The organism is Streptomyces sp. NEAU-sy36 (genome assembly GCF_013423905.1).
Lineage (GTDB): Bacteria > Actinomycetota > Actinomycetes > Streptomycetales > Streptomycetaceae > Streptomyces > Streptomyces misionensis.
Genome location: NZ_CP058977.1, coordinates 4186292 through 4210471 on the forward strand (window position 1 = coordinate 4186292; position 24180 = coordinate 4210471).

The 24180-nt window shown below is 68.0% G+C and carries 25 protein-coding genes, 3 pseudogenes and 1 CRISPR repeat array; of the genes and pseudogenes, 14 read left to right on the forward strand and 14 right to left on the reverse strand.

Annotation, left to right across the window (positions count from 1 at the left end):
• Positions 1–25 precede the first annotated feature (25 nt).
• The 6 genes from HZZ00_RS19020 to HZZ00_RS19045 all read left to right on the forward strand — a co-directional run bounded on the left by HZZ00_RS19020 (position 26) and on the right by HZZ00_RS19045 (position 5647).
• Entirely contained in the window at positions 26–1978 is a 1953-nt protein-coding gene (locus HZZ00_RS19020) for a DUF3732 domain-containing protein (protein ID WP_180333314.1), read from the forward strand.
• A gap of 577 nt (positions 1979–2555) precedes the next feature.
• Positions 2556–3557: a DUF6192 family protein gene (locus HZZ00_RS19025; protein ID WP_180333315.1), complete on the forward strand. Its 1002-nt coding sequence runs from the start codon at positions 2556–2558 to the stop codon at positions 3555–3557.
• A 3-nt stretch (positions 3558–3560) separates the two neighbouring features.
• Positions 3561–3980, forward strand: coding sequence for a hypothetical protein (locus tag HZZ00_RS19030; protein WP_257585901.1), 420 nt, complete (start codon positions 3561–3563; stop codon positions 3978–3980).
• Between the two features lie 41 nt (positions 3981–4021).
• The gene (locus tag HZZ00_RS19035; protein ID WP_180333316.1) at positions 4022–4879 is read left to right on the forward strand and encodes an IS5 family transposase; all 858 of its coding nucleotides are present in this window, start codon (positions 4022–4024) and stop codon (positions 4877–4879) included.
• 175 nt (positions 4880–5054) lie between these two features.
• The gene (locus HZZ00_RS19040) at positions 5055–5387 is read left to right on the forward strand and encodes a winged helix-turn-helix domain-containing protein (RefSeq protein WP_180333317.1); all 333 of its coding nucleotides are present in this window, start codon (positions 5055–5057) and stop codon (positions 5385–5387) included.
• Positions 5384–5647, forward strand: coding sequence for a hypothetical protein (locus HZZ00_RS19045; RefSeq protein WP_180333318.1), 264 nt, complete (start codon positions 5384–5386; stop codon positions 5645–5647). The genes HZZ00_RS19040 and HZZ00_RS19045 overlap by 4 nt, the downstream gene beginning before the upstream one ends.
• Before the next feature lie 648 nt (positions 5648–6295).
• On the opposite strand, the gene HZZ00_RS19050 is transcribed toward HZZ00_RS19045, so the two are convergent.
• The 5 genes and pseudogenes from HZZ00_RS19050 to HZZ00_RS39230 form a co-directional block, all read right to left on the reverse strand.
• Positions 6296–7957: a PQQ-binding-like beta-propeller repeat protein gene (locus HZZ00_RS19050; protein ID WP_180333319.1), complete on the reverse strand. Its 1662-nt coding sequence runs from the start codon at positions 7955–7957 to the stop codon at positions 6296–6298.
• Positions 7958–7970: 13 nt separating this feature from the next.
• The gene (locus HZZ00_RS19055; protein WP_180333320.1) at positions 7971–8240 is read right to left on the reverse strand and encodes a DUF3732 domain-containing protein; all 270 of its coding nucleotides are present in this window, start codon (positions 8238–8240) and stop codon (positions 7971–7973) included.
• 419 nt (positions 8241–8659) lie between these two features.
• Positions 8660–10201 carry a DUF4157 domain-containing protein gene (locus HZZ00_RS19060; protein ID WP_180333321.1) on the reverse strand — a complete coding sequence of 514 codons (1542 nt, stop codon included), beginning with the start codon at positions 10199–10201 and terminating at the stop codon, positions 8660–8662.
• Positions 10202–10266: 65 nt separating this feature from the next.
• On the reverse strand, positions 10267–10761 hold the full coding sequence (locus HZZ00_RS19065; RefSeq protein WP_180333322.1) for an ATP-binding protein: 495 nt from the start codon (positions 10759–10761) through the stop codon (positions 10267–10269).
• 31 nt (positions 10762–10792) lie between these two features.
• Positions 10793–10894: pseudogene (locus HZZ00_RS39230) on the reverse strand (IS5/IS1182 family transposase); the annotation flags it as partial.
• A 379-nt stretch (positions 10895–11273) separates the two neighbouring features.
• Here HZZ00_RS39230 and HZZ00_RS19070 point away from each other — a divergent pair.
• From HZZ00_RS19070 to HZZ00_RS19080, 3 genes and pseudogenes are all read left to right on the forward strand, one after another.
• Positions 11274–11540 carry a sigma factor gene (locus tag HZZ00_RS19070; protein ID WP_180333323.1) on the forward strand — a complete coding sequence of 89 codons (267 nt, stop codon included), beginning with the start codon at positions 11274–11276 and terminating at the stop codon, positions 11538–11540.
• A gap of 142 nt (positions 11541–11682) precedes the next feature.
• Positions 11683–11793, forward strand: coding sequence for a sigma factor-like helix-turn-helix DNA-binding protein (locus HZZ00_RS19075; protein ID WP_180333592.1), 111 nt, complete (start codon positions 11683–11685; stop codon positions 11791–11793).
• 377 nt (positions 11794–12170) lie between these two features.
• Positions 12171–12320: pseudogene (locus HZZ00_RS19080) on the forward strand (cold shock domain-containing protein); the annotation flags it as partial.
• 292 nt (positions 12321–12612) lie between these two features.
• Here the strand turns inward: HZZ00_RS19080 and HZZ00_RS19085 are convergent.
• The gene (locus HZZ00_RS19085) at positions 12613–13290 is read right to left on the reverse strand and encodes a hypothetical protein (RefSeq protein ID WP_180333324.1); all 678 of its coding nucleotides are present in this window, start codon (positions 13288–13290) and stop codon (positions 12613–12615) included.
• A gap of 481 nt (positions 13291–13771) precedes the next feature.
• On the opposite strand from HZZ00_RS19085, the gene HZZ00_RS19090 reads away from it, so the two are divergent.
• Positions 13772–14581, forward strand: a complete 810-nt coding sequence (locus tag HZZ00_RS19090) for a hypothetical protein (protein WP_180333325.1) — start codon at positions 13772–13774, stop codon at positions 14579–14581.
• Positions 14582–14685: 104 nt separating this feature from the next.
• On the opposite strand, the gene HZZ00_RS38110 is transcribed toward HZZ00_RS19090, so the two are convergent.
• Entirely contained in the window at positions 14686–15015 is a 330-nt protein-coding gene (locus HZZ00_RS38110; protein WP_219014058.1) for a hypothetical protein, read from the reverse strand.
• Positions 15016–15058: 43 nt separating this feature from the next.
• Here HZZ00_RS38110 and HZZ00_RS38115 point away from each other — a divergent pair, with 43 nt between their 5' ends.
• Together HZZ00_RS38115 and HZZ00_RS19095 are read left to right on the forward strand one after the other, a co-directional pair.
• Entirely contained in the window at positions 15059–15202 is a 144-nt protein-coding gene (locus HZZ00_RS38115) for a hypothetical protein (protein ID WP_219014060.1), read from the forward strand.
• Entirely contained in the window at positions 15171–16334 is a 1164-nt protein-coding gene (locus HZZ00_RS19095) for a UvrD-helicase domain-containing protein (protein ID WP_219014062.1), read from the forward strand. The genes HZZ00_RS38115 and HZZ00_RS19095 overlap by 32 nt, the downstream gene beginning before the upstream one ends.
• A gap of 559 nt (positions 16335–16893) precedes the next feature.
• On the opposite strand, the gene mobF is transcribed toward HZZ00_RS19095, so the two are convergent.
• The 7 genes and pseudogenes from mobF to HZZ00_RS19125 all read right to left on the reverse strand — a co-directional run bounded on the left by mobF (position 16894) and on the right by HZZ00_RS19125 (position 23257).
• A complete protein-coding gene (mobF, locus tag HZZ00_RS19100) occupies positions 16894–17628 on the reverse strand; it encodes a MobF family relaxase (protein ID WP_180333594.1) in 735 nt (244 codons plus the stop codon).
• Between the two features lie 341 nt (positions 17629–17969).
• A pseudogene (locus HZZ00_RS19105) lies at positions 17970–18077 on the reverse strand (IS5/IS1182 family transposase); the annotation flags it as partial.
• 33 nt (positions 18078–18110) lie between these two features.
• On the reverse strand, positions 18111–18512 hold the full coding sequence (locus tag HZZ00_RS19110; protein ID WP_180333257.1) for a hypothetical protein: 402 nt from the start codon (positions 18510–18512) through the stop codon (positions 18111–18113).
• Between the two features lie 109 nt (positions 18513–18621).
• Positions 18622–19381: direct repeats of the CRISPR family, unit length 29 nt; unit sequence GGGGCCATCCCCGCGGGCGCGGGGAGCAG.
• Between the two features lie 1088 nt (positions 19382–20469).
• On the reverse strand, positions 20470–20592 hold the full coding sequence (locus tag HZZ00_RS38580) for a hypothetical protein (RefSeq protein WP_257585890.1): 123 nt from the start codon (positions 20590–20592) through the stop codon (positions 20470–20472).
• Positions 20593–20624: 32 nt separating this feature from the next.
• Positions 20625–21062, reverse strand: coding sequence for a hypothetical protein (locus HZZ00_RS19115; protein ID WP_257585889.1), 438 nt, complete (start codon positions 21060–21062; stop codon positions 20625–20627).
• 86 nt (positions 21063–21148) lie between these two features.
• The gene (locus HZZ00_RS19120; protein WP_180333256.1) at positions 21149–21412 is read right to left on the reverse strand and encodes a NucA/NucB deoxyribonuclease domain-containing protein; all 264 of its coding nucleotides are present in this window, start codon (positions 21410–21412) and stop codon (positions 21149–21151) included.
• A 237-nt stretch (positions 21413–21649) separates the two neighbouring features.
• Positions 21650–23257 carry a hypothetical protein gene (locus HZZ00_RS19125; RefSeq protein WP_180333255.1) on the reverse strand — a complete coding sequence of 536 codons (1608 nt, stop codon included), beginning with the start codon at positions 23255–23257 and terminating at the stop codon, positions 21650–21652.
• A 155-nt stretch (positions 23258–23412) separates the two neighbouring features.
• Here HZZ00_RS19125 and HZZ00_RS19130 point away from each other — a divergent pair, with 155 nt between their 5' ends.
• Positions 23413–23577 (forward strand): hypothetical protein, encoded by a 165-nt coding sequence (locus HZZ00_RS19130; protein WP_180333254.1) that lies wholly within the window; start codon positions 23413–23415, stop codon positions 23575–23577.
• A gap of 127 nt (positions 23578–23704) precedes the next feature.
• Positions 23705–24178: a hypothetical protein gene (locus HZZ00_RS19135; RefSeq protein ID WP_180333253.1), complete on the forward strand. Its 474-nt coding sequence runs from the start codon at positions 23705–23707 to the stop codon at positions 24176–24178.
• The last annotated feature ends 2 nt before the right edge of the window (positions 24179–24180 follow it).

Here is a 24180-nt window from a genome sequence, read left to right on the forward strand (position 1 = left end):
CTGCCCAAGGAGCCTACGAACCACCATGCAGCTACTCGCCCTGGCCCTCTACCACCGAGACGGCCGGCCCGCCCCCAGGGTCGTGCGGTTTCGTCCCGGGGCGCTCAACATCCTCACCGGCGAGTCCGAAACCGGAAAGTCCGAGATCCTCGACATCGTCGACTACTGCCTGGGCCGCAGCACCCCCAACCTGCCGGACGAACCCATCGACCGGACCGTCGGCTGGTACGCCCTCCTGGTCGCCTTCCGCGACAGCCGCATGCTCCTGGCCCGGCCCCGCCCTGCAGGTGCCTCGACCACCCAGGCCATGATCCGTACCGGCGGCGACACCCTCGACCTGCCCCGAGCCGACGAACTGACCCCGAACTCGAACGTCGCCGCACTGCGCAGCCAGCTCAGCGCCCGCCTGGGCATCGAGGACTTCCGCTTCCAGCCACCGACCGGCGCCGCCCGCCAGGCATTCGACGTCTCCATCGCCCAGGCGGCCCTGCTGTGCTTCCAGAACCAGAACGAGATCGCCGACAAAAAGGCCCTCTTCCACCGACAGACCGAGAACGGCATCGCCCAGACCCTCAAGGACACCCTGCCCTACTTCCTCGGAGCCGCCGGCCCTGAACAGGCCCTGCGCCGCCACCACCTCAACGAGGCCCAGCGCGCCCAGCGCGCCGCCCAGCGCAAGCTCGACGACGCCCAGCGCCACCGCGACGCCGTGGACGCCAGTGGTGTCGCCCTGCTCCGTCTCGCGCAGAGCGAAGGACTCCTTCAGGAAGTCCCCCCGGCCCCCGGCCCCGAGGAGATTCGCACTCTCCTGGAGCAGGCGCTCACCGTCACGGTCTCCACCGTGGGCCCGGTGGATCTCACAGACCGTCGTCAGAGCCTGAGTGACGAGCGACGGCAACTGCGCGAGCAACTGCAGCAGCTCGACGAGGCACTCGCCCTCGTGGACCGCTGGCAAAAGCAGGGAGAGGCCTTCACCGGCGAACTCCACCTGCAGCTCGGCCGCCTGCAGACCATCAACCTCCTGGGACCCGAACGCGACTACGACACTGCGCTCTGCCCGATGTGCACCCGCCCGTTGGAGGAACCGGACGCCTCTGCCGCCGAGATCACCACACTCACCGCGCAGCTTGCGGAAGAACTCGACCAAGCCCAGGGCATCCAGCCGATCCGCGACGAGCACCGTAGATCCCTCCAAGCCGAACGGGCAGCCGTCGTCGAACGCCTCAAGGTCAACGGGGCACAACTGCGGGAACTGACCGTCAGCGACGAACGCATGCGCAACCTCCAGGACCAGCATGTGCGCATCGCCCGCATCCAGGGCCGCATCGACCAAGCTCTCACCGCCGGCACCGGATCACCCGTCGGCGACATCGGCGAACTGCACAACAACCTGGTCCTGGCCCAGGAGAATGTCGCTACCCTTCAAGCCCTGATCGACGAGGACGACGTTGCAGCCGAGACGGAACGACGGCTCGCCGACATCGCCGTCAACATGACCGACTGGGCCCGGCGCCTGGACCTGGGCCAGGCTGCCTCCGCGGACGAAGTCGCTATCAGCCTCAGCCAGCTCAACGTTGTCGTACGACGCCCCCAAGGACGCCTCCCACTCAATCGCATCGGCAGCGCCAAGAACTGGATCGGCTACCACATGGTCGCCCATCTCGCTCTGCACACCTACTTCCGGCTCCACCGCCGGCCCGTCCCCGGCTTCCTCATGCTCGACCAGCCGACCCAGGCCTTCTTCCCTGCCAAGATCAAGGACGCCACCACCGTCCAGGACGCCGACTGGAACACCGTCACCGCCTACTTCGAACTCCTCAAAGACGTAACCGACCTCAACGAAGGCGCTCTGCAGATCATCGTGTGCGACCACGCCAACCTCACCGAAGAGCCCTGGTTCCAGGACGCCATCGTCGAGAACTGGCGGCCGCTCGACGGCCAGCGCAAGGCACTGATCCCGAACGACTGGCTTGACTGACACCCGCTCATGAGTGAGTGTTTTTGAACGCTGGTCGTGAGGCGCGTACGGCTGGATGATCTGGGTTGTGGCGGCTGGCGGGACGGTCCGGCGGTACTGCCGGGAATGCGGTAACCCGCTGCCAGCGTCGATGGCGGCGGCAGCGGAGTTCTGCTCGGGCCGGTGCAGGTCACGGCGGTGGCGAAGGCGGCGACGGACCCGGCAGGCGGTGATCGCGATGCAACAGGGCGAGCAAGCGGAGTGCCCAGTGTGCGGCCGGTCGTGGACGTTGGGAGTAGAGCGGGCGAGGTCGGCGGTGTACTGCTCGGACCGCTGCCGAGTGCGGGCCTGCCGCTTGCGGCAGGCGTCGCGGAACGGTGTTACCGAAACGCCGTAGGCGAACGCATCGTCTTCACCACCAACACTGCTTGTTTTGCAGGCGCGTTGGCGGCGGTCAGAGGTGCTTCGAGCGCCCCTGCTTCGCGCTCTGCCTCCGCGTGTCGCGCCCGCGCCACCGTGGACGGTGACCGGAGTCGGTGCGTCGTTGACTGGTCACGTCAGTGGCCGGGCCGGGTCCGGGGCAAGGGCGGTGGTCATCATGGCCGACCGGATCGGGAATGTCACCCGGCAGCGTTACGAACAGATCGTCATGCAGGCCAAGGAACTGATCGCGCAGGTCACGAAGGCGCAATTCGCCCTCGGAGACATGGCGTTGGAGATTGAGCCGATGAGGTCGGTGGGCGGGTCGATGCCGAATGGCACGGACGACCTGTTCACCGTGACGGAGTCGTTGCAGATGTTCGCGGACGACCTCGGGGTGGAACGCCGGACCGTGGAGGACTGGAGGTGGACGGCCAACCGCTGGCCGGCGGGCAAGCGCCAGGAAGGGGTGTCGTTCACCGTTCACCGCATCCTCGCGTCGGTCGTGGACCCGGCCGAGCGGTGGGCGGCGATCGAGGACGCCCCGTTCAACCCGCGCACCGGGGCCCGTCAGTGGACGCCGGACGGCGCGAAGCGGGTCGTCGGCCAGCGGGTCGAGCGTCCTGTGACAGTCGACGAGAAGGTCCAGGCCGTCGCCGACCTGACCCGGGACGACGAGGTCGCCGCCCAGGACGCCGCCGACCTGTTCAAGCGGCCGGAGGTCACCGAGCACGTCACACCGGCCGACCGGATGCGTGTCGTCACCGAGCTGACCAGGGACGACACCGTCGCCCAGAAGGTGACCGCGGACATGCTGCGCAGGCCGGCGGTGGCCCGCACGGTGATGCGGGACGACACCGCGCGGATGCTGGTCAACCGTGCCCAGTTCGACAACTCCGAGGAGACCAGGGAACGGATCCGGGAGACCACCCCGGCCGTTCGCAAGATCGAGCACACCATCGAGTACCTCGACCTGGTGGGCACCTGCCACGGCTTCGTGGCCACGCTGGGCCGGCTGGTGCCCCGGATGCGGGGCCAGGAGTTCACCGACGACGAACGCGAGACCGTGAGGCGGCAGATCGGACGGGTCCGCGCCGCGGCCGACTGGCTCGAAGGAGCCATCGACAACGGTGAGTTCACACTCGACGAGCAGCTCGCGCAGCTCCTCCGAGGTGAGTAGGCCATGGCACGCAGCCCTCGTCGCCCGGCCCAGCCGCTGTCGGAGCACTACGGTGACCTGGTCCGTGTCGCGCTGATGGAAGCACGACCGGCCGGCCTGCACACCGTCCAGCTCGTTGCCGCGACCCGCTTGAAGAAGTCCCAGGTCCAGCGCGGCATGCGGCACCTTCGCGACGTCGGAGCCGCGGAGAACCTCACTCCTGTCATCTGGCGGCGCAAGGACGGCTACATGTTCTCCGACGACCCCGCGGACTGGATCGAGTACGAGAAGAAGCAGCTCGCTCAGGTCCTCGGCCGCCTGACTCGGATGATCACGGGCACGCTCGCCCCGCACCTGGCCCGCTGCCCCGACGACGAATGGGCTCAGCTGGTGGCCGCCCAGCTCACCGGGGTGTCCGCGACCCTCGCCCAGCTCTCGAAGTAAGCCCTGCTCGTCCCTGATCTGCACCACCGACGAGTCCCGCCATGCCGAATGCTGTCCGCCGTCGCCGCTACCCATCAGACACCACGATCGCCGAGTGGGCTCTTCTCGAACCGCTCCTGCCCGTCCCGGCCTGCCAGACCAAGACCGGCGGGCACCCTGAGAAGTGGCCCCGCCGGCAGATCGTCGATGCCATCCGCTACATCACCGACAACGGTGCGAAGTGGAGGGCCCTGCCGTCCGACTTCCCGCCATGGGAGACGGTTTACGGGTTCTTCGCCCGCTGGAACCGCCGCGGCGTCGTCACCTTCATCCGCGACCAGCTCCGTCGTCGTCTCCGCACTGGCCTGGGGCGATGCCCCTATCCGGTCACGCTGATCATCGATTCGCAGTCGGTCAAGGGTGCCACCACGGTGAGCAAGGCGACGCGGGGATTCGATCCCGCGAAATTGATCAATGGTCGGAAGAGACACCTCGCGGTGGACACCAAGGGCTTCCCCGTGATGATCATGGTGACGCCAGCCGACATGCAGGACCGGGACGCCGCCCGCGAACTGCTCTGGCGACTGCGTCTCACCCACCCGCAGGTCACCCAGGTCTGGGCCGACTCCGCTTACGCCGGCCAGCTCGTCACCTGGGCCGAGGACTTCCTCCACATCACCCTCAAGACCGTCTCCCGCCCCAAGGGCGCCAAGGGGTTCGTCGTCCTTCCGCGCCGCTGGCGTGTCGAACGCACACTGGGATGGATCATGAACGCCCGCCGCAACGCGAGGGACTACGAGCGGCTTCCCCAGCACAGCGAAGCCCACCTGAACTGGTCACTCATCACTCTCATGACCAGGCGGCTGACCCGGAAGCAGCCTGCTCGTAGCTGGACGAGGAAGCCGCAGCGCACCAATTGAGCCGCCAACGCCGGCGCATGCCCCCGGGTCTGGCCGGAAGGGCCATGGATGCGACACCCCGGATGGGCGGTACGCCTGAGCCGTCGTTGGCGGATAGGTCCAGCATCTGACCGACCTGTTTGACGAGCACCCGGCACGTGCCATATTTTTCTTGCATGCGACACAGAGAGTGGACATGAGCCGGGGCAATCTTTCGGGCGATGAGGTAGTGCAGACGTTGTCCGCACTGGCCAATCCGCACCGCCTGCGGGTCGTGGCGGCTCTGGCCGAAGAGCGGAACTACGTCAGCCAACTCGCGCGTGAACTGGGCATGAGCCGCCCACTGCTGCAGATGCACCTGCAACGGCTGGAGGCGGCCGGACTTGTCACCAGCACCCTGGAGCTGTCCGATGACGGCAAGGCGATGAAGTACTACCAAGTGACGCCGTTCGAGGTCCGTCTATCGCCGGCGGTCATCGCGGCAGCCGCCCTCACTCTTTCCGACAAGGACAAGGAAAAGAAGAAGTGAACTCACTGGCAGTCGACAGCAGCAGCGCATGGGGCGGTTGGGGAGACATCGCGGTTCTCCTAGGAGGTCTGGCGCTACTCGCCGTCGTCGTCCTCGGGGCCAGCAGGATCCTTCAGGCCCGGGCAGCGGCCGGTCGTGAAGAGCGTTACCAGAAGATCGCCGAAGAGGCCGCGGCGGCTCAGAACGCGGCCGCGAGCCAACTGGCCGACCTCAATGCACGACTCAGCCGGGTCGAGAAGATCCTGAGCCAGGTCGAATAGAGGAAGGACGGGTGCCCCAAGGGTGCCCCTCCAAGCGTTCCGCAGGCAGATCCGCCGACGCGCCGACAGGTTTGCGGCGCGGACTCGTACTCACAATCTGACCAAACCGCCGAGCGGCAAGCCACCAGATCGCTCACAGACCGTCTCCATCGCTGCCGATGGAGACGGTCTGTCACATCAGCCATCGGGGCGTCTCACCCCACGACGTCAGAGAGGGTGCTGCCCAAGTTCAAAAACACTCACTGAGGGAGCCCGGCTCTGCAAGCGCGAGCCGGGCTCCACGAAGACCTGGACGCTGGTGCCACGGCCGCGGAGGACACTGACCCCGCGACCTCACTGCCTGCGAAGCGATGGCTGAACCAGCAGATCCCCACATATTCCCAGACGCCGCTGCGCCACAGCGTCTTCGATTCCTCGGCCTAGATGCTGAAGTGGCATAGAACAGTAGCGGACCAGGTTCGCGCAGCCGGTGCAGCGAGACGGCCTCGCTCCCGTCCCTGAAGGCGGTGTCGGGGTGTTGAGGAAGACTCTCCGATGCTGGTCCAGACGAAGGAAGGTCCCGTAGCGGGGTGACTCAGCGGTCATTCCCGGAGCGTGATCCGGCGGCCGCGAATGGCAGGTGCTAGAGAGAAAATCTGCCAACGCAGCTCACGATGCGCGGAAGGCATGGACAACTCCGCGCCGGTCGGTGACGTACAGAGCATCGCCCGTCGTGACCGGGTTTCCCTGGTTCTCAGGATCCCAGGTGACGTCATCCGACCACAGGCGTCTGCCCGTCCTGACATCACAGGCCCACACGCCTGTCCGGTGGCCGATGTACACGGCGACCCCGATGACGAAGGGCTGCCCCTGGGCAAGGCCCGGCAGCCGCCTGACCCACCGAGTGGTGCCGTCCTCGGCATCGAACGCGGCGAGCGAACGCCCCGTATTCACCACCACGGTGCCGTCCGCCACCACAGGAGACGCCATGAGGGCAGTTGTCGCGGTCTCGCTCCGGCGCCAGGTCCCATCGGAGCAGGACACCCGGTACAGGCCTCTGCGTCCCCCGGAGACGTACAGGAACCCGCCCGACACGACAACTGCGGAAACCGGCGCCAGCAGGGAGCATCTCCACGCCTGACGTCCGGTGGCCACATCGAGCGCTACCAGGACGCTGGTGTCGTCATCGGGCCGTTCCACGACGTACAGGACGTTTTCGGCCAGTGTCCAAGCAAGCGACAAGGCACAGTCGGCCCGATGGCGCCACTTCTGCACACCCTCCGCCACGCTCAGTGCCACCACCTCGCGGGCACCCGGCGAAGACACTGCCGGGCAGCCGGCGGGTGACGCTGCGCGCAGGGCGAAGACCGCGTCGTCGTTGACTAGGAGCGGAGCCGCGACCTGCTGATCGTCTGCCGAGGACGACCAGCGAACGCTGCCCCTGCGGGTGTCGAGAGCAAAGACCCTGCCCCTCTCGTCAGGGGCGTAGAGCGTCTTTGAGGCGTAGACGGCGAGGTCGTCACGTACTCGCAGGGGCTGCTCCCAGCGCATACGCCCAGAACGCAGCGCCACGGCGCGCAGGCGGCCGGCCCCCGCGGACACGTAGAGAGCCTCGTCACCCATCGGACTGGGCCGGTTGAAGGCCGATCTGTCGGACCACGCCTCGGCGCCCGACACGGCGTCGAGGACGCGGATCATATGGCTGTGGCGCACCACTGCGTACCCATCAGCGACCTGCGGCTGCCGGGCACCGGGTGCGGCCGTGGCCTTCGTCCACTGCCGTACCGGCGCGCGGAACGCACGCGTCCGGCTGCGGTCCGCCTGTCCACGCGGGGAAGACGCGCCCTTCGCCTGACCGCCTGCTGCGCCAGCAGAGAACGTGTCACGCGCATCGGTGAATTCCTCGATGTGCGTGACGAACGCGTCGAGCGAAGCGGCGCACAACTCGTTCTCCCGCGGGATCTGCACCCACCGCGGGGCCGCGGTCACAGTGCTGAGCCGCTGCGTGAGGTTGATCCAGAACATGCGACGCTCGTCGACGTCGTACACCACCCCGATCACGGGGACCTTGCTTGCCTGCCAGTCCGTGAAGTGGTCCCCGACGTCGATCGCGTATCCGCGCGCCCGTTTGTATTTCTTGCCCGCCTTGACCTGGACAGCGAAGGAGTACCCCGTCCGCTTCCGCTGACGGGTCAGCATCACGAAGCAGTCCTCGCCGTGATCCGTGCCGCTGGCTATCTCCTGCACCAGGTGGTCGTGTTCGTCCAGGAACGATCTCAGCGCGTTGACGCCGGCCCGTTCCGTGCGCCGGTTCGGGGAGACGGTTGCCATGTGCGTTCCTCGATCATTGCTCGTATCGAGCCGGCCTCCGTGCAAGGCCATTTCTCATTGCCGGCGTGCCGCTCGATCCGCACCTGGGGCAAGAGGATTCGCCGTCACGCCAGTTGTAGCGCACCTGGAACCACGATTCGTGCGGGTTCGTGTGGTCACCGACGATGATCTGGACCGCGCCGTCGAGCCCGTCGAACGCGATCCCTATCAACTCGAACAGACGCAGCATTGCTGTCCGATCCTCGTCCTCCGCGGGCTGGTGCGGCGTGAACAGCTTCAGCACAGGCCTGGCTGCGCACGACGAGGACCCGTGCACACCACCTCTGCCATGCGGCCCCTTCGACAACCGTAGTCGCAGAAAGAGGAGTTGGAGCCCCGGGACGACCACCGCACCGACGCCGTACCCGCACTGGTCGTTTGAACGAGCCGAGACTGCCGTAGACGTCTACCGCTCGCCGCGTGAGCCTGACCTTGTCCGGCCCCCTGGCGACTCCGCCCGCTACGGGCACAGGACCTCGGGCACCGCCGCACCCCGAGCTCGCAGCGGGTCACACAAATAAAGACCGAAATGCAACTCGATCAGCAGAGGCCCGTAGCCGCGGGGCTGAGGCCACTGGAAGATCACGAACGGCTGAGCGTCGGTCCCAGACGAGGCATGGCCGGCTCCGGGATTGTCAGAAAAACGGCCTCCGCCGCCACCCCTTACTGCTCGGATTCGGATTCGGACTCGCTCCCGTAATCCATTCCGCCTCGCGCCGAGTCCCACTGCACTCCGGGGAAATTGTCCTGTATGAAGGTTTCAACGTCGGCATCCTCCATTTTGAGTCTTGTAGCCACCGTGGCTATGCCCTTGGCGGCACCTGACCAGAGGCCGCTGGCGCGGGGCTGGAACTTCAGCTGCGCAAGCTTCTTTTCCTTGGCAAGGCTCAGGCATATGTAGCAGCCAGTGCAGGGCCTCTTCTTTCCTGCAATGGTGGCTTCCCCTGTGAAGTTGGAATCTATGAGGGCCGTCACCAACTTCTGTTCCGCGTGGGGGGTGGCGGTATCCGACCCCTTGACGAAGACAAGTTGATTTGTGCCCGACGAGCCCAGAAAGCCACTGATCCCCGTTTCGTCGGTGATGGCGATGGGGCTGAACTGAGGACTGCGCATTATTTTCATGAGGATTTCGTTGACGGCGCCCGATCGATCCCGCTTTCCTGTCCGCAGGTCGTCCAGGTACTTGACTGTCCTGGCGTAACGCTCGTCCGTCTTGCCTTGGAAATTGGTGGCAAGGTGTATCCCAACAATTTTTTGCCCATGTTCTTTGATTTCATTCTCCAGGACTTCATGGAGTCTGGTCAGTGTGGCATTTTTGTTGGCCGCGATGAAAATCGAGCCCTTCGCATACATGGACTGCACCTCATGCTCCTCCGATGCCACTATCTTGGTGGCGAGGGTGAACAGTTGCGTGGAGATATGTCGGAGTGCACGTTCGTCGGGATCCATTTTGCGGGGAACGCTCTCCTTCCTGTCGGGAACCCAGGAGCCGGAGTAGTTGTTCTTGCGTTGGGAATCCTTTTCTTCCGCGGTCTTCGTCATGTATTCTTTGACTTTGGCTTGGGTTACGCGCTGTACCGAGGTGTGTCGGCTTCCAGATTGGGGCGAGGGCGGTGACGCAGCAGCCTCACTTGCCGGCACAATGCCGATGGGACGTTGGTGGGGCTTGGACAGCGCGCTCCTGGCGCTCTTCTCTGCTTCGCGCTCGAAGTGGTCGGCCGGGTCGGACATGCGCAATCCGTCCCCGTGATCGGTTCCGGCGACCGGGCCGGAGCGCTGCTGAATCACATGCGTCAATTCATGAGCCAGGGTGTGGTGGTCTCCACCGCCGTCTCCGAGCACGATGTGGTTGCCGGAGGTGTAGGCACGGGCGCCGATTTCGGCGGCAGAGGCTCGGGCGGCAGGGTCGTTGTGAATGCGGACGTCGGTGAAGTCGGTGCCGAGGCGAGCTTCCGTGTCGACGCGGGTGTCATCGTCGAGCGGTCTGCCTGACGTCCGGAGGACGTCGTGGACGGCGGTGGCACGCTGGATCCCGGTCTCGCTACTGGGTACGTGGCCAGCGCGGCGGAGCATCTGTACGACGGCGGCGTTGCCCGCGGTGGCCTGGAGGGTGAGGAGGCCAGGGGAGCGGTCGGCCGGTGTGGTGGCGGGTCTGGTGACGGATGCCTTCTTGTCATGGGCGGCGTCGTTCTCGTTGGCACGCATGGGGCCTCCCGGTAGTGGAGTGGATTCCCTGGGTAGCAGCCGGGGGCCAGGTGCGGCTAGTCCGATCAGGCAACGTCCGCCCTGTCGTGACGTGATGCGCCGCCTGCGATGTCGAGTTGGGCCCAGACGGTTTTGCCGCTGGGTGGGTAGGGGGTGGTGCCCCAGCGGTCGGCGAGGGTGGTGACGAGGAGGAGGCCGCGGCCGGACTCGGCCAGGGTGGGCAGGGGCTCGGGGCTGGGATTGGGGAGACGGTCGCCGCAGGCGTCGGTGATGGCGATGCGGAGGAGGGCGGCAGGGGTGGCGGAGGTGCCGGCCGGGTCGTAGGTGAGGGCCAGACGGAAGTCGCGGCCGTCGACGTGGCCGTGCAGGGCTGCGTTCGAGGCGAGTTCGGCGACGATCTGCTCGGCGCGTTCGGTGACAGAGGCGGGGACCTGCCAGGCGCGGAGGGCGTTCATGGCCATGAGGCGGGCCAGCCGTGCGCCCCGGCGGGTGGGGGAGAGCAGCTGGGTGAAGGTATGGGTGTGAGCGGTGGGGGAGCGGTGGGGTGGTGCGCTGTTCATGGGGGCAGCGTGGCCCGTGCTCGGGGGTGGGAGCGAGAGGCAGCCGGTCCGGCACCGGTCGCGGGCCGGGAGCCTTCTCGGGCCAGGGCGGCAGGAGCGGCTCGATCAGCGCCCACAGGTCATCGTCCACGATCCACGGCCGGGTACTCACACCATCCCGAACGGCCGAATCGTCACACCAGTCACGGCCTACCAGGACCGTTCAACAAGATCGTGTTACGAGCTCTTACTGAAGCAAGGGCGTCTGCCCTGCTGCAGGAGGAGGAACACAGCGTTGTGGCCAGCACAGTTGTCAACGCGGCCGTGACCGCGGCCGCATGCGTGGTCGGCGGCATCGCCCGGGTGCTCGTAGCCCAGATCACCACGAGGGCCCTGCTGAGAAGGGCCCGCATTCAAGAAGACGGCCGCACAGCCCGCATCCACGCACTGGGGGAGCGGTACCTTGCAGGAACGGGATGAGGCAGGCCGCCACCTGGCAGTGCGCCAAGGAGCGCGGAGGAGGGGCGACAACCGTGGACCGTATGCAGGATGACACCGCACCCGCGCCCGACGCGCGCCTCCAGACAGCGACGTCGGCAGACGTCGGCGCTTCCTACCAGGAAGACAGGCTCTACCTCATCCGCTTCCTCCTGCGCCATGGAGCGGAATACGCGGAAGCTGAAGACGCCGTTCACAGCGCCTTCGTGGAACTGATCCGCTCGAGGCAAGCGGTGCGCAGCCCACGGGCGTGGCTGCGCACCGGTTGCCCTGAGGACATTCCTGCGTCAAGCGGTATCTGAGCGGCCCGAACAGGATCTCGCGGAGCGACTGGCGGAGACGAGCGCGGACTGGCGTACCTCTCTGCAGGCGGCAGAGCTGAACGAGCAGCAGCGTCACGTCCTGCACGCGCTGATCCAACTGCCCTTCAAACAACGCAGCGTGATGGCCTGGCATCTGGACGGATTCTCCACCGCCGAGATCGCCGAAGCGATGAGCCTCGAACAAGCCGCGGTCCTACAGAACCTCTCGCGGGCCCGCCGCACGCTCAAGTAGCAGCTCGGCCTCACCAACCGAAGGGGGCCGCAGTGAGCGACGTCGAGCGTACTCCCGACGACGAACTGGACCCGCTCCTGGGACAGATGGACGCGGCCCTCCTGCAGGCTGTCCGTACACGGATCACCCCACAGGACGGTGACGCCGGCCACGGGCAGGACGCGGGCCCGGTACCCGAAACGCACCCCACCCGTGCAGACGCTGGCCAGACCGCCGACGAGGCACTCGACGCCGCATTGGGAGCGACCGACGATGCTTTGCTAGCAGCTGTCGAGAATCGCGCCCGCCGCCCCGTCAATCCAACCAGCGCGCCTGCCGACGTACGAGTATCCGATGAAAGCACTGAACGAAACGACGGGCAAGAATACCCGCACAAGATCACCGGCACGGTCAAATGGTTCAACGCCGAAAGGGGTTACGGCTTCATCGCCGTTGATTCCGTTGACGGCCGACCGTCTGTCGACGTCTTCGTTCACTTCAGCGCCATCCAAATGGACGGGCATCAAACCCTTGAACAAGGGCAGCGCGACAGAAATGATCCCAAGCAGAAGACGTGAGGCATGTAAACGAATAAAAAGAATCCAGCCCGCCCAGGATTACCGAAAATCCCAGACGGCAAGGCGGCACCGGGCGAAGAGGCAGTTAAGGCGGCCGAATTCCGAAGGAAGGGACACTACGCCCGCGTATGCACAGAGGAGTGGTATCAGACGCCGGCGCGCCGCCTCGGCTTCCGTCCAGCCGCAACGAAGCATCCCCTCCGAAGGGGTAGAAACGCACCGGTCCGCCGTCTTGCCGCAGACGGAAGACGCCTGCTACCTGTCAGCTTCCGTAAGCGGCATCGATAGCTCCGGCATTGATCAGGGCCACACGCAACGCCTCACGCTCGGGGGTGTTCTCGGCGGGTGCCGCAGCGTAGAGGTCGGCAGCGCGGCGAACGGTCCTGGACCGATAGCCGTTGACCGGCCCGTGGTCGAGGGCCGCGGCAGCGATGGACTGGGCACCAGGAGAAGCAGGAGTACGGGCGGCGCGTTTGACCAGGTAGTCGGCGTCTTCCAGGTCGGGCTGCTGCGCGAGAGTGGCGACAGTGAGCTCCAGCCACAGGTCCTGGTCAAAACCAGCGGCGAACACGAAATGCCCCGCTCCGCGCAAGGCGGCGGCCGGGAGATTGGCATCCAGAGCAGCACGCCACAGGCCGACGGCCCGCTCGGTCACCTCGCTGCTTTCCGACCGCGCGGTGTAGGTGGCGAGCTGGGACAGCAACGTGGATACGGCCACCTCGCCGCCGGGACAGCTAGCGAGTCTGGCGAGGAACTCCCCGGCAGGGCCGAGAGGCTCGGCATCGTCCAACAGCGCAAGCAAGACCCGGTAGAAGGAGCCTTCGGCGTCCGGCTCACACAGGACACGCCACAGACTGGTGCGGTCCAGCCGGGCCAGCAACGCCGTGTCTGGCTTGCCATGAGCCAGCCAGACACGCGCAGGGCGCCATGCCGGCTCCAACGGCAGGAGCGTATCGACGTGGCCGGCCGCCCAGGCCGGGTCGCAGCGGTGGACGCAGCAACCCTGCGCTCGGCCAGTACTCCCGGGTCCCGGCCGCCACCCGGCGGATGCTGCCGGTGGTCACCCTCGATGCCGGCCAACCCCTGCAGTTGCGTGCTGGTGCCGGCTTGCGGCGCATCCTCGACGATCGGGACGCCAAGGCCGGTGCCGCGGCGTTGATGCGCTGGCCCAGGCTGTCGCGGAGGCTGTGTCGGCCTTGTCGGCCGACCCGGCCGTGGCCGAGGCCGTCAACGCGGTCCTCGCGGTCGGCGGGACAGGAGAACGGATCGGCGATGCCCCGCTCACCGGAGCAGGTCGGCTTCCGCACCGAGGACGGGTCGGTGGCCGCACTGCTGCGGACCCTGCGCGCGGCACTGCATCTGGACGCAGGCGGCATGCTCGGGCTGGCCCAGCACGGCAGCACGGTCAGCGGGTGTTGTCGATGGCCGAGGCGATGCTGCTGGCCACCGTGCCCGGCGCGGTGGTGCTGGCCGACGACTTCGGTGACCAGCTGGATGCTCCGGCCACCGAGCATCTGGCGGCCCTTCTGCGCGCCCGCTCCGGGCAGGTGTGGTTGTCCACCCGGCGGCCGGAGGCCGCCCGGGCCTTCGAGCCCACCGAGGTCATCCGGCTGGTGCGGCACGGCGGCGTCCGCTCCCACCACCAGCTGACCAGGATCATGGACCGCAAAGCACTGATCGCGATGCGGCAGTGGCACACCCAGCTGCTGGCCGCGCTGACCGCGCCCACGGTCGCCATCACCGAGGGTCCGCACGACGTGGCCGTGCTGAGCATGGTCGACCGCCGCAAGCCGCCCTCCTTCCTCCCCCTGTCCGCCCACGGCGTGCGCCTGGTCGCCTCCGGCACCGGCGGCGAGGGCGGCATTGGCCAGATTCCCCGCATCGCGAACCTGGCACGCCAGCTGGGCTTCCGTGTCTTGGCGGTGATCGATCGCGACAAAGACAAGCGGCCAGACCAGCGACGAGCTCGCCAAGATCCAGGCCGCGTGTCACGCGGTAGTCCGACTGCCGCCCGGCGCCATCGAGCGTGCCATGGGCGACGGCCTCCCGTTGCAGGCGCTCGCCGACGCCAGCGCCACGCTCACCGAGTACGGCATTCCCGATCCCATGGGCGGCCAGCTCACCGAGGGCTGCGGGTGACCAACCTGTGCAAGGTGATCCACAAGCAAGGCTTGCACGAGCAGTTTCTGGAAGCCCTCTACGCGAGCCCAACGCACCACACCCGCCGGTGATCTCCGTGACGCTGGCCCTGCTGGAACTGGTTGCCGACCCCTCCTACAGCGGCCGCAACTGCTCGATGTGCCCGCCCTGTCCCGGCCGGTGGGTGCCTGATGGTCTATCGGGCACGCGGGGACCAGCGCGCGGTGATCGAGAGCGCTGCGCCGGTGCTGGTGGTCAGCGGCGGCGCCGGCACCGGCAAGACCACGCCGCGGTCGCCGCCGCCCGCGCCCACCTGGAAGCGGCGGACGAGGAACTGCTGCGGCTGCGGCAGGAGGCGGCCCGGCGCGGACAGCGCGCCCAACTGCCCGCTGCGACACGGGTGTTGTTTCTCTCCTTCTCGCGTACCGCTGCCGCCCAGATCATCGACCGTGCCGCGAATGTCATCGGAGAGCTGCGGCCGCGGCTGGAGGTTGTCGACCTTCCACGGCTTCGCCTGGAGGGTCATCACCGGCTTCGGTGCGCACCACGGCTTTCCGCCTCCGCAGAGCGTGCTCAGCCAGGCCAACCAGACCGTGCCCGGGGCCCCTCCCGGGCTGACGTACAGCCAGCTGATGCCCGCCGCCTTCCGGCTGCTGGCCCTGGACAAGGTCCGCGACCACTATGCCGGGCGGTACAACCCTCGTCATCTGTGACGAGTTCCAGGACACCGACGCCACCGAGTGGGCATTCCTGCAGCAGATCGCCCCCGCAGCACGTCGCATCCTGCTGGGCGACGTCAACCAGAGCATCTACGAAGGCTCATTCAAGCCCGGCGTGAATCCCGCCGCACGGATCGCGGATGCCATGGCGCTGCCCGGCGCCCGCCGCATCGGCCTGCAGGCCGCCAGCTACCGTGACCCCTCCGGTGTGCTGCCCGCGGCCGCGGAAGCCGCCCGTCAGCGCCGCTTCACCGACCCGGCCCTCCGCGAAGCCGCGCAGCAGGGACGGCTGGCCGTCACACGGATCACGGACGACACCGGCTACGCGCAGGTTATCGAACTCGCCCGGGCCGCCCGCCAGAAGAAGCACACCGTCAGCATCTTCACCCACACCAACATCGCCACCACCTCTCTGTCCGATGCCCTCAACGCGGCCGGCCTGGTTCACGAGCAGGTCGGCTTCCCCGAGGCCCACGCGGAAGCGCTCTCCGCCCAACTCGCCCTCATCCAGTTCGCGCTCGGGCAGGAGGACGACCAAGTACGGCGGACGCTGGCCGTGTTCATCACCGCCAGCCTGCGCAACAAGCAGCTCTCCCCGCTCGCATCGCAGGTGCTGCAGGGAACCAATCCAGAGCTGGAACGGGCTCTGGGGCAGCTCGCTGAAGACCTGCGGTCAGCCGGACACGGTCCTAGCGCCGACATCGACCACCTCGCCGAGCTCATCACCGGCGCCTACGCACGCATCGGAACCTTCCGCGGCCAGGAGGCCTGGCTCCAGGCCGCCCCCACCACTCGCCGCGCACTGCGCCTGCTTAAACAAGACCAGAGCATCACGGCGGTGGCCGAAGAACTCCACCGCGCCCGCGACGAGACCCTGGTGGGCGATTCCCGGCCGCGCCCGCGTCCGGTGCAGGTGATGAACCTCCACCAGACCAAGGGCCGCGAAGCCGACACCACCATCCTGCTGCTGGCCGACGACGAGTACTACGGTCCAGAAGGCGAACCGTTCCCCAACGGCTCACGCCTGCTCTATGTCGTTATGACCCGCGCCCGCCACCAGGCGCACCTCGTCGTCCCGGCCAACTCCCACCCTCTGTGGGCACCTCTCATCGCCGCCCTGGAGTAGCCCTCCCCCGCGCCGGGCAGGCGCAGCGGCTGGTGCACCCAGAGCTGGCGCACCGAGGAAGATGGACGCCGTGCACGACGATCCCAGCTCTGTCGCAGCGTTGCTGCGCGCGAGGTACAAGCGACGTCTGCCCTCCAGCCTCAACGAGCTGACCGGACCCGAGCACGGGTTGGTGGAGCTGCCGCTGCACATCGCGTGGTCCGGACTGCGACCCTCGATCTGGCCCTGCCACGGCAGCGCATGAGCCTGTACAGAACAGTGCTCGCCGAAGGCATGCGTGACGGCCTATGCCGTTTCCTCAACAGAGGCATCCTGCTGGAGCTTTGGCCAGTGCTCCACAAGCTCATCAGCAGGGCCATCAAGGACGTCCGGGAGGAGGCATTCTCCGAGCTGCGTCCATGATCACCTTCCGGCGCGCTCCCCCAGCACCCCGCAATAGGCGTTCTCACCGCAACTGCGGCAGTCTCACCCAACCTGCAGGACCGCAGGTCAAACGGCCCGAGCAGGGTCCAGAACCTGTCGCAATCCATCTGCGGCACCGCAGATCAGCGGCATGCCGTCACCGCAACAACAGTGCGACCTCACAGCGGGCAGGAACCGCGGGGTGCCGTCGTCGTCGACGGCGGTGACGTACTCGCGCTCCAGCTCGGCCAGGCAGGCGGCAATCTGGTCGCTGCGCCGGAAGATCCAGCGGATCAGCTCGTGGGGCACCCCGGCTATCTCCATCACCGGCCGGCGCCCCGGGGTGACGGTGCGCGTCGTGGCCGCGGAGGTCTGCGAGGCGCGGGGGCTGGCGACCGATCTCGTTGTAGAGCGCGGAGGCGGCCACGGTGTTCTCGTGCAGGGCCGTGGTGTGGATCGAGCCCCATTTCCCGTCCAGGCGCTGCCCCTTCACCGACAGCAGCAGATGGTCATGAAGCAAGGGGCGCCCGGAGCGCGCCTCATAGTGGCGGAAGCGGGCGGCGACCAGACCGCCGGGCGGCCGCACCCGGTAGATGCCGTCCTGGCCGTACCGGATCACCGCGACCTCGCCCTCGATCCACTCCAGCACCCCCTCGACCGCGCACTCGTGCGCGGCCTCGATCACCCGCCGGGTCTCCTCATCCCCCAACGCCCACAGAAGGTAAATCGTCGGCTGCGACCAGAACACGAAGTCCACGCCCGTGACCATCACCCGGCGTCCGAAGGCGCCGGCCCTGAACGCCTTCTTCGCCGACTCGCCCGCGGCAAGCCGCTCAGCCTCGATCCGGTCCGCGTACGGGTGCCGGCCCCGCTCGCCGAACAGGTTCCGCAGCTGCGCCCGGTGACCTCCTCACCCAGCGCGAGCCCGAGCACGGCAAGTCCCCGGCCCATCCATCGCCCGGCCGGGACCCCGGCTCGCTCCTGGGCGGCGCGCAGCGGCGTGCGCGCCGGGCGAGCGCCACTGGCCGGACGGGGAGGACTTCCTGAACGTCGCGCTGAGCGCAGTACGCACCGAGGAACGCGAGGGGTCCCGGTAGCCACCGGGACCATCCCCGCGAGCGCGGGGAGCAGATGCCAGTCCAGGAGCTTGCTCAGCTTCTCGGCGAACCATCCCCGCGGGCGCGGGGAGCAGCGACCTCGCCCTGCACGACGACGAACGGCGCTGGGACCAAACCCACGGGTGAGAACGAACGCGAGAGGTCGGCAGCGGGCATCGGCCGCGAGGTGGATCCTTGTGGTCAGTCCGCCGCGGGACTGGCCGATGGCGTGGTCGGCCGGTTCGCCAGCTGGGGCCCCTCTTCGCGGGCCCGGTCGTCAGATCCCAGATCCGTAACCGGGGTCTGACTGCCGGCGGGGGGTCCACCACTCGGTGAGCCCCCACACCGCGAGCGCGAGCGTGGCCACGGCTACGAGTGCCGCGGCCCAGGGGCGGTGCACCCATCTGGCGGCCAACGCCCAGGCGAAGAGCGGAACCAGTGCGCCGCCGAGCACGATGAGCGGCAGATCGATGAAGAGTACGCTCAGATCGCGGGCATGGCCCTCGAATCCTCCGTCGATGCTGACCGCGGCGCGCGGTGCCCAGACAAGCGGCGCGGCTGTCGCACCGAGGCCGGCGAGTAGGCATCCGGCACCGCCCTCAGTCTTCGGGTTCATACCCGTGGCCCGTTCCGCGGTTCTCTCAGCCATGCCCGTGATAGACGCGGCGGCGTGGTGCACGGTTCCGGACAGGGCGGCCGCGTGTTGTTACAGCAAACGTTTGTCCTGTTGTGATGTGACGTGCCGTCCGGGTGCTGTACCGGGTGGCAGGGGGCGGCCACTCGGGCACGGGACCATCCCCACAAACGCGAGGCGCAGGCGAGCGTTTGGACGCGGTCCACGCCGGTCGCAGGACCATCCCCGCGAACGCGGGAAGCAGATGACGTCCGGGTCCTTGTTGGACTGGCAGCGGGGACCATGCCCGCGAGCGCGGGGAGCAGGGCTTCGCGCAGCGGGGCCAGCTCCTCGGCGCAGGACCATCCCCGCGGGCGCGGGGAGCAGTCGAGGCCGATGGTGTCCGCCTTGAGGTCGTAGGGGCCATCCCCGCGGGCGCGGGGAGCAGGCGGCTGGGCTGCTCTTATGGAGCAAGCCCACGGGGCCATCCCCGCGGGCGCGGGGAGCAGATTCTCAGGCATGTATGCCCAGCCTCTACGGCGGGGCCATCCCCGCGGGCGGGGAGCAGGTCGCCGGGTTCATGGTCGACCCGTCGCCGCTGGGGCCATCCCCGCGGGCGCGGGGAGCAGGAGCACAGGCCGGAGAACCCGCCGTCTGAGGTGGGGCCATCCCCGCGGGCGCGGGGAGCAGGACCGACGTGACACCGAGCCGTACACCGCTGCTGGGGCCATCCCCGCGGGCGCGGGGAGCAGGAGCTGCCCCACCTCAACCTGATCGCGTCGGCGGGGCCATCCCCGCGGGCGCGGGGAGCAGGCCCATGTCGGGGAGCTCGGGGAGCGGGCCGAGGGGCCATCCCCGCGGGCGCGGGGAGCAGTGATGCAACACCCCGGACCCGGCGGCCGAGGCGGGGCCATCCCCGCGGGCGCGGGGAGCAGACTTCCTGACCTGCGTCTTTATCGCTCGACGGACACATTTCCGTGGACTTTTGCAGATTCCGACAAAAGCGCCATACCGGCTCCTCTCCCCTAGCGGGGCAGCAAGCGAGCATCGTAGTCCTCACCGTCTCGTACAAGACCTGTCCGGCCACGCCTACGGCCGCAGCGCCGTCATGTCGCGTACCGGCTCGATCGCGGCATCAGCGTCGGCGCCCTGTCCGGGAACGGGATGAGGGCATCACTTCGGGCGTCGCGGCCTGCTGGTGCACTACCGAAGATTCGCGACATCTCGCCACGACGGAGAACTGTGCACTCCCAGCCCGTGTCCGGGAGGCGCCCCGGGCGATCGGGGACTTGCGGGGCTAACAGCCCTGCGGGCCAAGGTTCAGCCATCCCATCCACGCGCGGCTCCGTCGCGCCCACAACAAGGAAGTGTCATGCCTGCAACAGCATCTGCCCAGCCGCAGCCCCGTGTCCGAGCGGGCTGGGGACGTCGCGCAAAAAGAGCGATCGGTGCTGGGGCATCTGTTTCTGCGCTGACGATGGCGGCTGCCCCCTGGTGGGTCGTGGCCGTCACCGTGATCGTCGGTGTCGCAGTGGCTGGTCTTCTCGCGCTGGCCCAGACTCTCGTGCCCGAGGAATCCGAACACAGGCGAGACGTGCTGCTGGCGTGGATGCGGCACCGCGAGCGCCAGGCCCGCAATCGCCCACCGGCCCAGCGGCACCACACGGCACGGCCACGGTAATGAGCGCCCGCCTGGCGAGCAGGGGCGACGTGCTCGTACCGCACGTTTGCCCGCCCCCCGCGTCAGTCGGCGGGGGCGGGCCTCGGCGGCACGTGCGCCGGTGCCGAGGGTCCGCCGCGAAGCCGGGGGCGCCGCCGCGTGGGCGCCGAGTACGCCACGGGTCCGTAGTTTCTCCACGTTGCGACGGACTCCGGGGAAGGCGTCGAGCAGTTGGGCCTGGGCGGCGCGGAGGCTGTGCGGGGTCTGAGGGCCGGCGCCAAGTGTGCGGGCACGGGGGCTGCTGCACCGTCAGGCCCCTTCGCTCTGATTTCGCGTGCCTGGCCCGTGATCGGGTTGCGGACGTCAGCCGGTCTCGTCGCCGTAGGCGGTGGGGTATTCGGCGGTGTAGTCCTCCACGGGCTTGGTCATGTCCGCGGCGTACTCGGCTCGTGCCTGCCGGTCCGCTTCGCTGATGTCGGGGTGCACTGGAGGTGTCTGGGGGGCGGGCCAGAGCTGGATCAGGTGCCTTTCCGCGTGGTCGCCGGTGCCCGGTTCGGGGACGTCGGCGTGGCAGTGGAGGCGCATGCGGATCCAGCCGCCGTTGTCGGCGGTCGCTGGTGCCTCGAGGGGGGTTGGTCTTCGGGCCAGGCGTCCCAGAAGTCGCCCTGCCCGATGGTGGCGAGGTAGAGCGTGGGGGTGTCGGCGAGCAGGCTCATCTCCTCGGCCGGCTCCCAGGCGTCACCGGGTTCGGATGCGGGTGGGCTGTCGTGGATCTGGACGGTCATGCGCAGGGGGCCGGTGTCTGTGGTGGGCAGGACGACGGCGGTGGCGTCCGTGGCCGGGCCGCAGCGCCATCCGAACGGCATCTCGGTCGGGAAGTCGTAGTCGTCGTCGAAGCCGATGAGGTAGCCGTGTTCGCCGAGGTCGACGGTGAAGGTCGCTTCGCGGATCAGCATGGGGATCCTCCTTCAACGGAGAGGGTGCCCCGCCCCCGAGCCATGTCGGGGGCGGGGCACCTGGGCCGGCGTGAGTCTAGGCGCGGTTAGGCGATCACGTAGAAGGGGTCGCCGTCCATGACGTGCATCTGGCCGCGCCAGGCGGTGATGCGTCCGCCCTGGGACTTGTTCTCCTGGACCTTCACCCAGGTGATCTCCCGTTGCTTGGCGGGAAGGTGGGTGCCGCCCTCATGGGAGGAGGCGAAGGGGTACTCGTCGCAGAAGGTGCGGCCGGCGCGCTTCATGTCCACAGGTGCGCTGCTCGGGCACACGGCCTTCCGGTTCGCGTCCTCCTGCTTCTTGTTGATCATCCAGTGCAGCGGCTTGCCGCGTTGGGGGCGGGGCCTTCCCGCCGCGCTCCCGGTGGGCCCAGGCGTCGGGCACGCGGCCCGAAGGACTCTCCGGGCGCGGGTCAGTTGCCGCAGCGTGGGGCGCGCAGCCAGCACCGAGGGGATGCTCTCCTAGTAGGGGTGGCAGCTGCAGCCGGACGGACGGCGAGGTCGGCCGTGACCCCGCTGTTGAGCAGCTGCTCAACGCCGTTCATCCGGCTAAGCCTCTGGCACGGCTGTTGAGCGCAATCCCACTGTCCGCACCTCGTTGTGGCCCGCCGCGCAGGACGACACAACGTCACTCTTGACGCTGAACGGACAGGAGCTGTTGCTGAAGCCAAGCAGGCCAGGGGTCAGGAGGTGCCAACGGAGGAAAGCGTTCGGCGAATTGAGGAAGCCGTTGATCGGATGGCTGCACTTCTGCGGGTCGGACTGCTTCAGATCCGAGTTGTAGACGGTGCTGGGACCAGGCAATGCGAGCCGCGTCCAACTAAGCGGGCTGTCGACGCCGTCGCCGGACGGCCGCATTTGTTGCTCCGGGTGGTGCTTTCCACTCAGATCGAACCTGTGGTCGGACTCGATCTCGGGCAGCGAAAAAATACTGGTGACGGCTGCGTGAACCCAGCGGGGCACTAACCTGTACAGCCCGCCGGTCGTCTTGTTCCGTGTCACCGCGCGAGGCCTTGAAGCGACCGTGACATGCTCGTCGCTTGCCCCGACGTTGATGTCCTCCTTGTCCGCGCTGGTCGGGACATTGTCCAGTGGCTTAGAGGCCTGCTTCTGCTGCGCGGCCTTCTGCCTGGGTAACCCGACTGGAGTCTGGGCGGGGGTGTCGTCGCTGGTAGCGGGGTTGTCTGAGGTTGTCCTGGACAATCCCTGGACAGTCTCGGACGGGGCCGGGGATGCCTGCCGGGCGGCAGGGCCGTGCTGGGGGGTGTGGTCGGTCAGGACGGTTCCGGGAATGGTGCGGGGGCCGTCTGACGGTGGGTCGGGCTCCATGCCGGCCTGTTCCAGTACCTCGGAGAGCATCGTCCTGCGTTGTTCGCGGTCGGTGCCGATGAGGTCGAGCTGCTCGTCCATCCCGCGGTCGAACTCCTCGTCCGACATCCGTGGTTCGGGCGCGCGTTCCGGCAGGGACGCCGGTTCCGCCGGTCCCGGGTCGGCAGCGGCGTGCTGGAGCCGTTCGATTTCCTTGAGTGCTTCCTGCTGCTCGCGCATCAGGGCCGCCTGGGCCTGCTCGGCGGAGAAGCGGTGGCTTCGTGCCTGTTCGAGTTCGGCCTGGATGCGTGCGAGCCGGAACTGCGCCTGCTCCAGCCGGTGCGCAGCCTGCGCACGTTCCCGCTCCCGCAGGTGCTCGACCTGGTGGGTGAGTTCGGCGACCTTCATCTCCTGCCGCCCGGCGAACTGGAGCAGCAGGGGGATGACGCGGTCGCTGTTGGCCGCGACCGCCTGGGCTTTGTTCAGGGCCTGCGTAGTCTCGGTGAGCCGGCGGTAGAGGCTGACCAGCTCGCTGCCGGCACTGTCCTGCGGAGGTGCGGTGCCTTCGGTGGCGGCTTTCCACAACTTGGTGGCCTCGACGAGGAGGCGCCCGTTCCATCCGTCCGGCCGGGTGCGGCGGACCTCTTCGAGTACGTCACGCAGCAGCGGTTTGGGGATCACCTTCGCCCCGTTGAGGTACTCCGCCCACTTCGAGCGGCTTCCGCCCTGAGGGAAGCGCTTGGCGACCTTGTCCACGGTGTCGAGGCCGACGCCGTCGGTGATCTCGCACAAAAAGCGGGCCAGGGCGATCTCCGCGTCCGTTCCCTTGAACTTGCGTTCCCGCCCCACGGCTCTCTCCCCCCCGAGGTTGTCCGGCTCTGACCAGGCTGTTGTCCAGCGCGCGCACCACTCACCTGGCCTTTCGCCCAGTGAGCCAACGGTCAATCAGATCACTGTTCACGCTCAGGACTCAACCACTCACCCAGAGAAGGCTGGAGAAGGCCATGACCCTGGCGGCCCTGTGCAACTTCCTGAGCGACTGCCTGAGCAACATCACCGCAGGCCTCGTCCTCGCCCTCGGAGGAACGGCCGTCAAGAAACTCTGCACCAAACAGACCACCAGCCACCACCAGGACCACACCGACGAAGACCAGCCCACCGACCAGTAACCGCCAGGCCGACATCCGTCCCCGTGGTGACGGCTTCGCGTGGCCGTTCTTGCTGGCGCCGTGTGCGGTACGCCGCTCGTTCGCGCTACCGTCCTCGTGGTTCACAGGAGACGGGGGAGGGTGTGGGGTGCTCGATCAGGTCCTGACCGCGCTGGCCGCTTCCGGCGGCACCGCGGTGGTGACAGCGGCAGGCACGGACGCCTGGGCCGGAGTGCGGGGCGCGGTGGCCGGCTGGTTCGGCCGGGGCGATGCACAGCGTGAGCAGGCGGAGCTCGAGCGCCTGGACCAGACCGCACTCGTCCTAGCGGCCGCTGATTCTGCTGAGGCTGAGCGGGTCCGGATCCGGCAGGAGGCCTCCTGGCAGACGCGTATCGAAGCGGTCCTGGAAGGCCTCGCTGCGGATGAGCGTGAGGACGCCGCCGAGCAGCTGCGCCTCCTGCTCGCCCAGCACACCCCGGGTGGCGCGGTCGCCGGGCCAGGTGGTCTGGCGGTAACCGGCAACGCCGAGATCCGCGCCGGCAACGGGTCGATCGCGGCCGGTGTGATTCATGGAGGGGCGCGTATCGGCCACCCTCGGAAGCCGGATCCGTCTCAGGGCTGAAC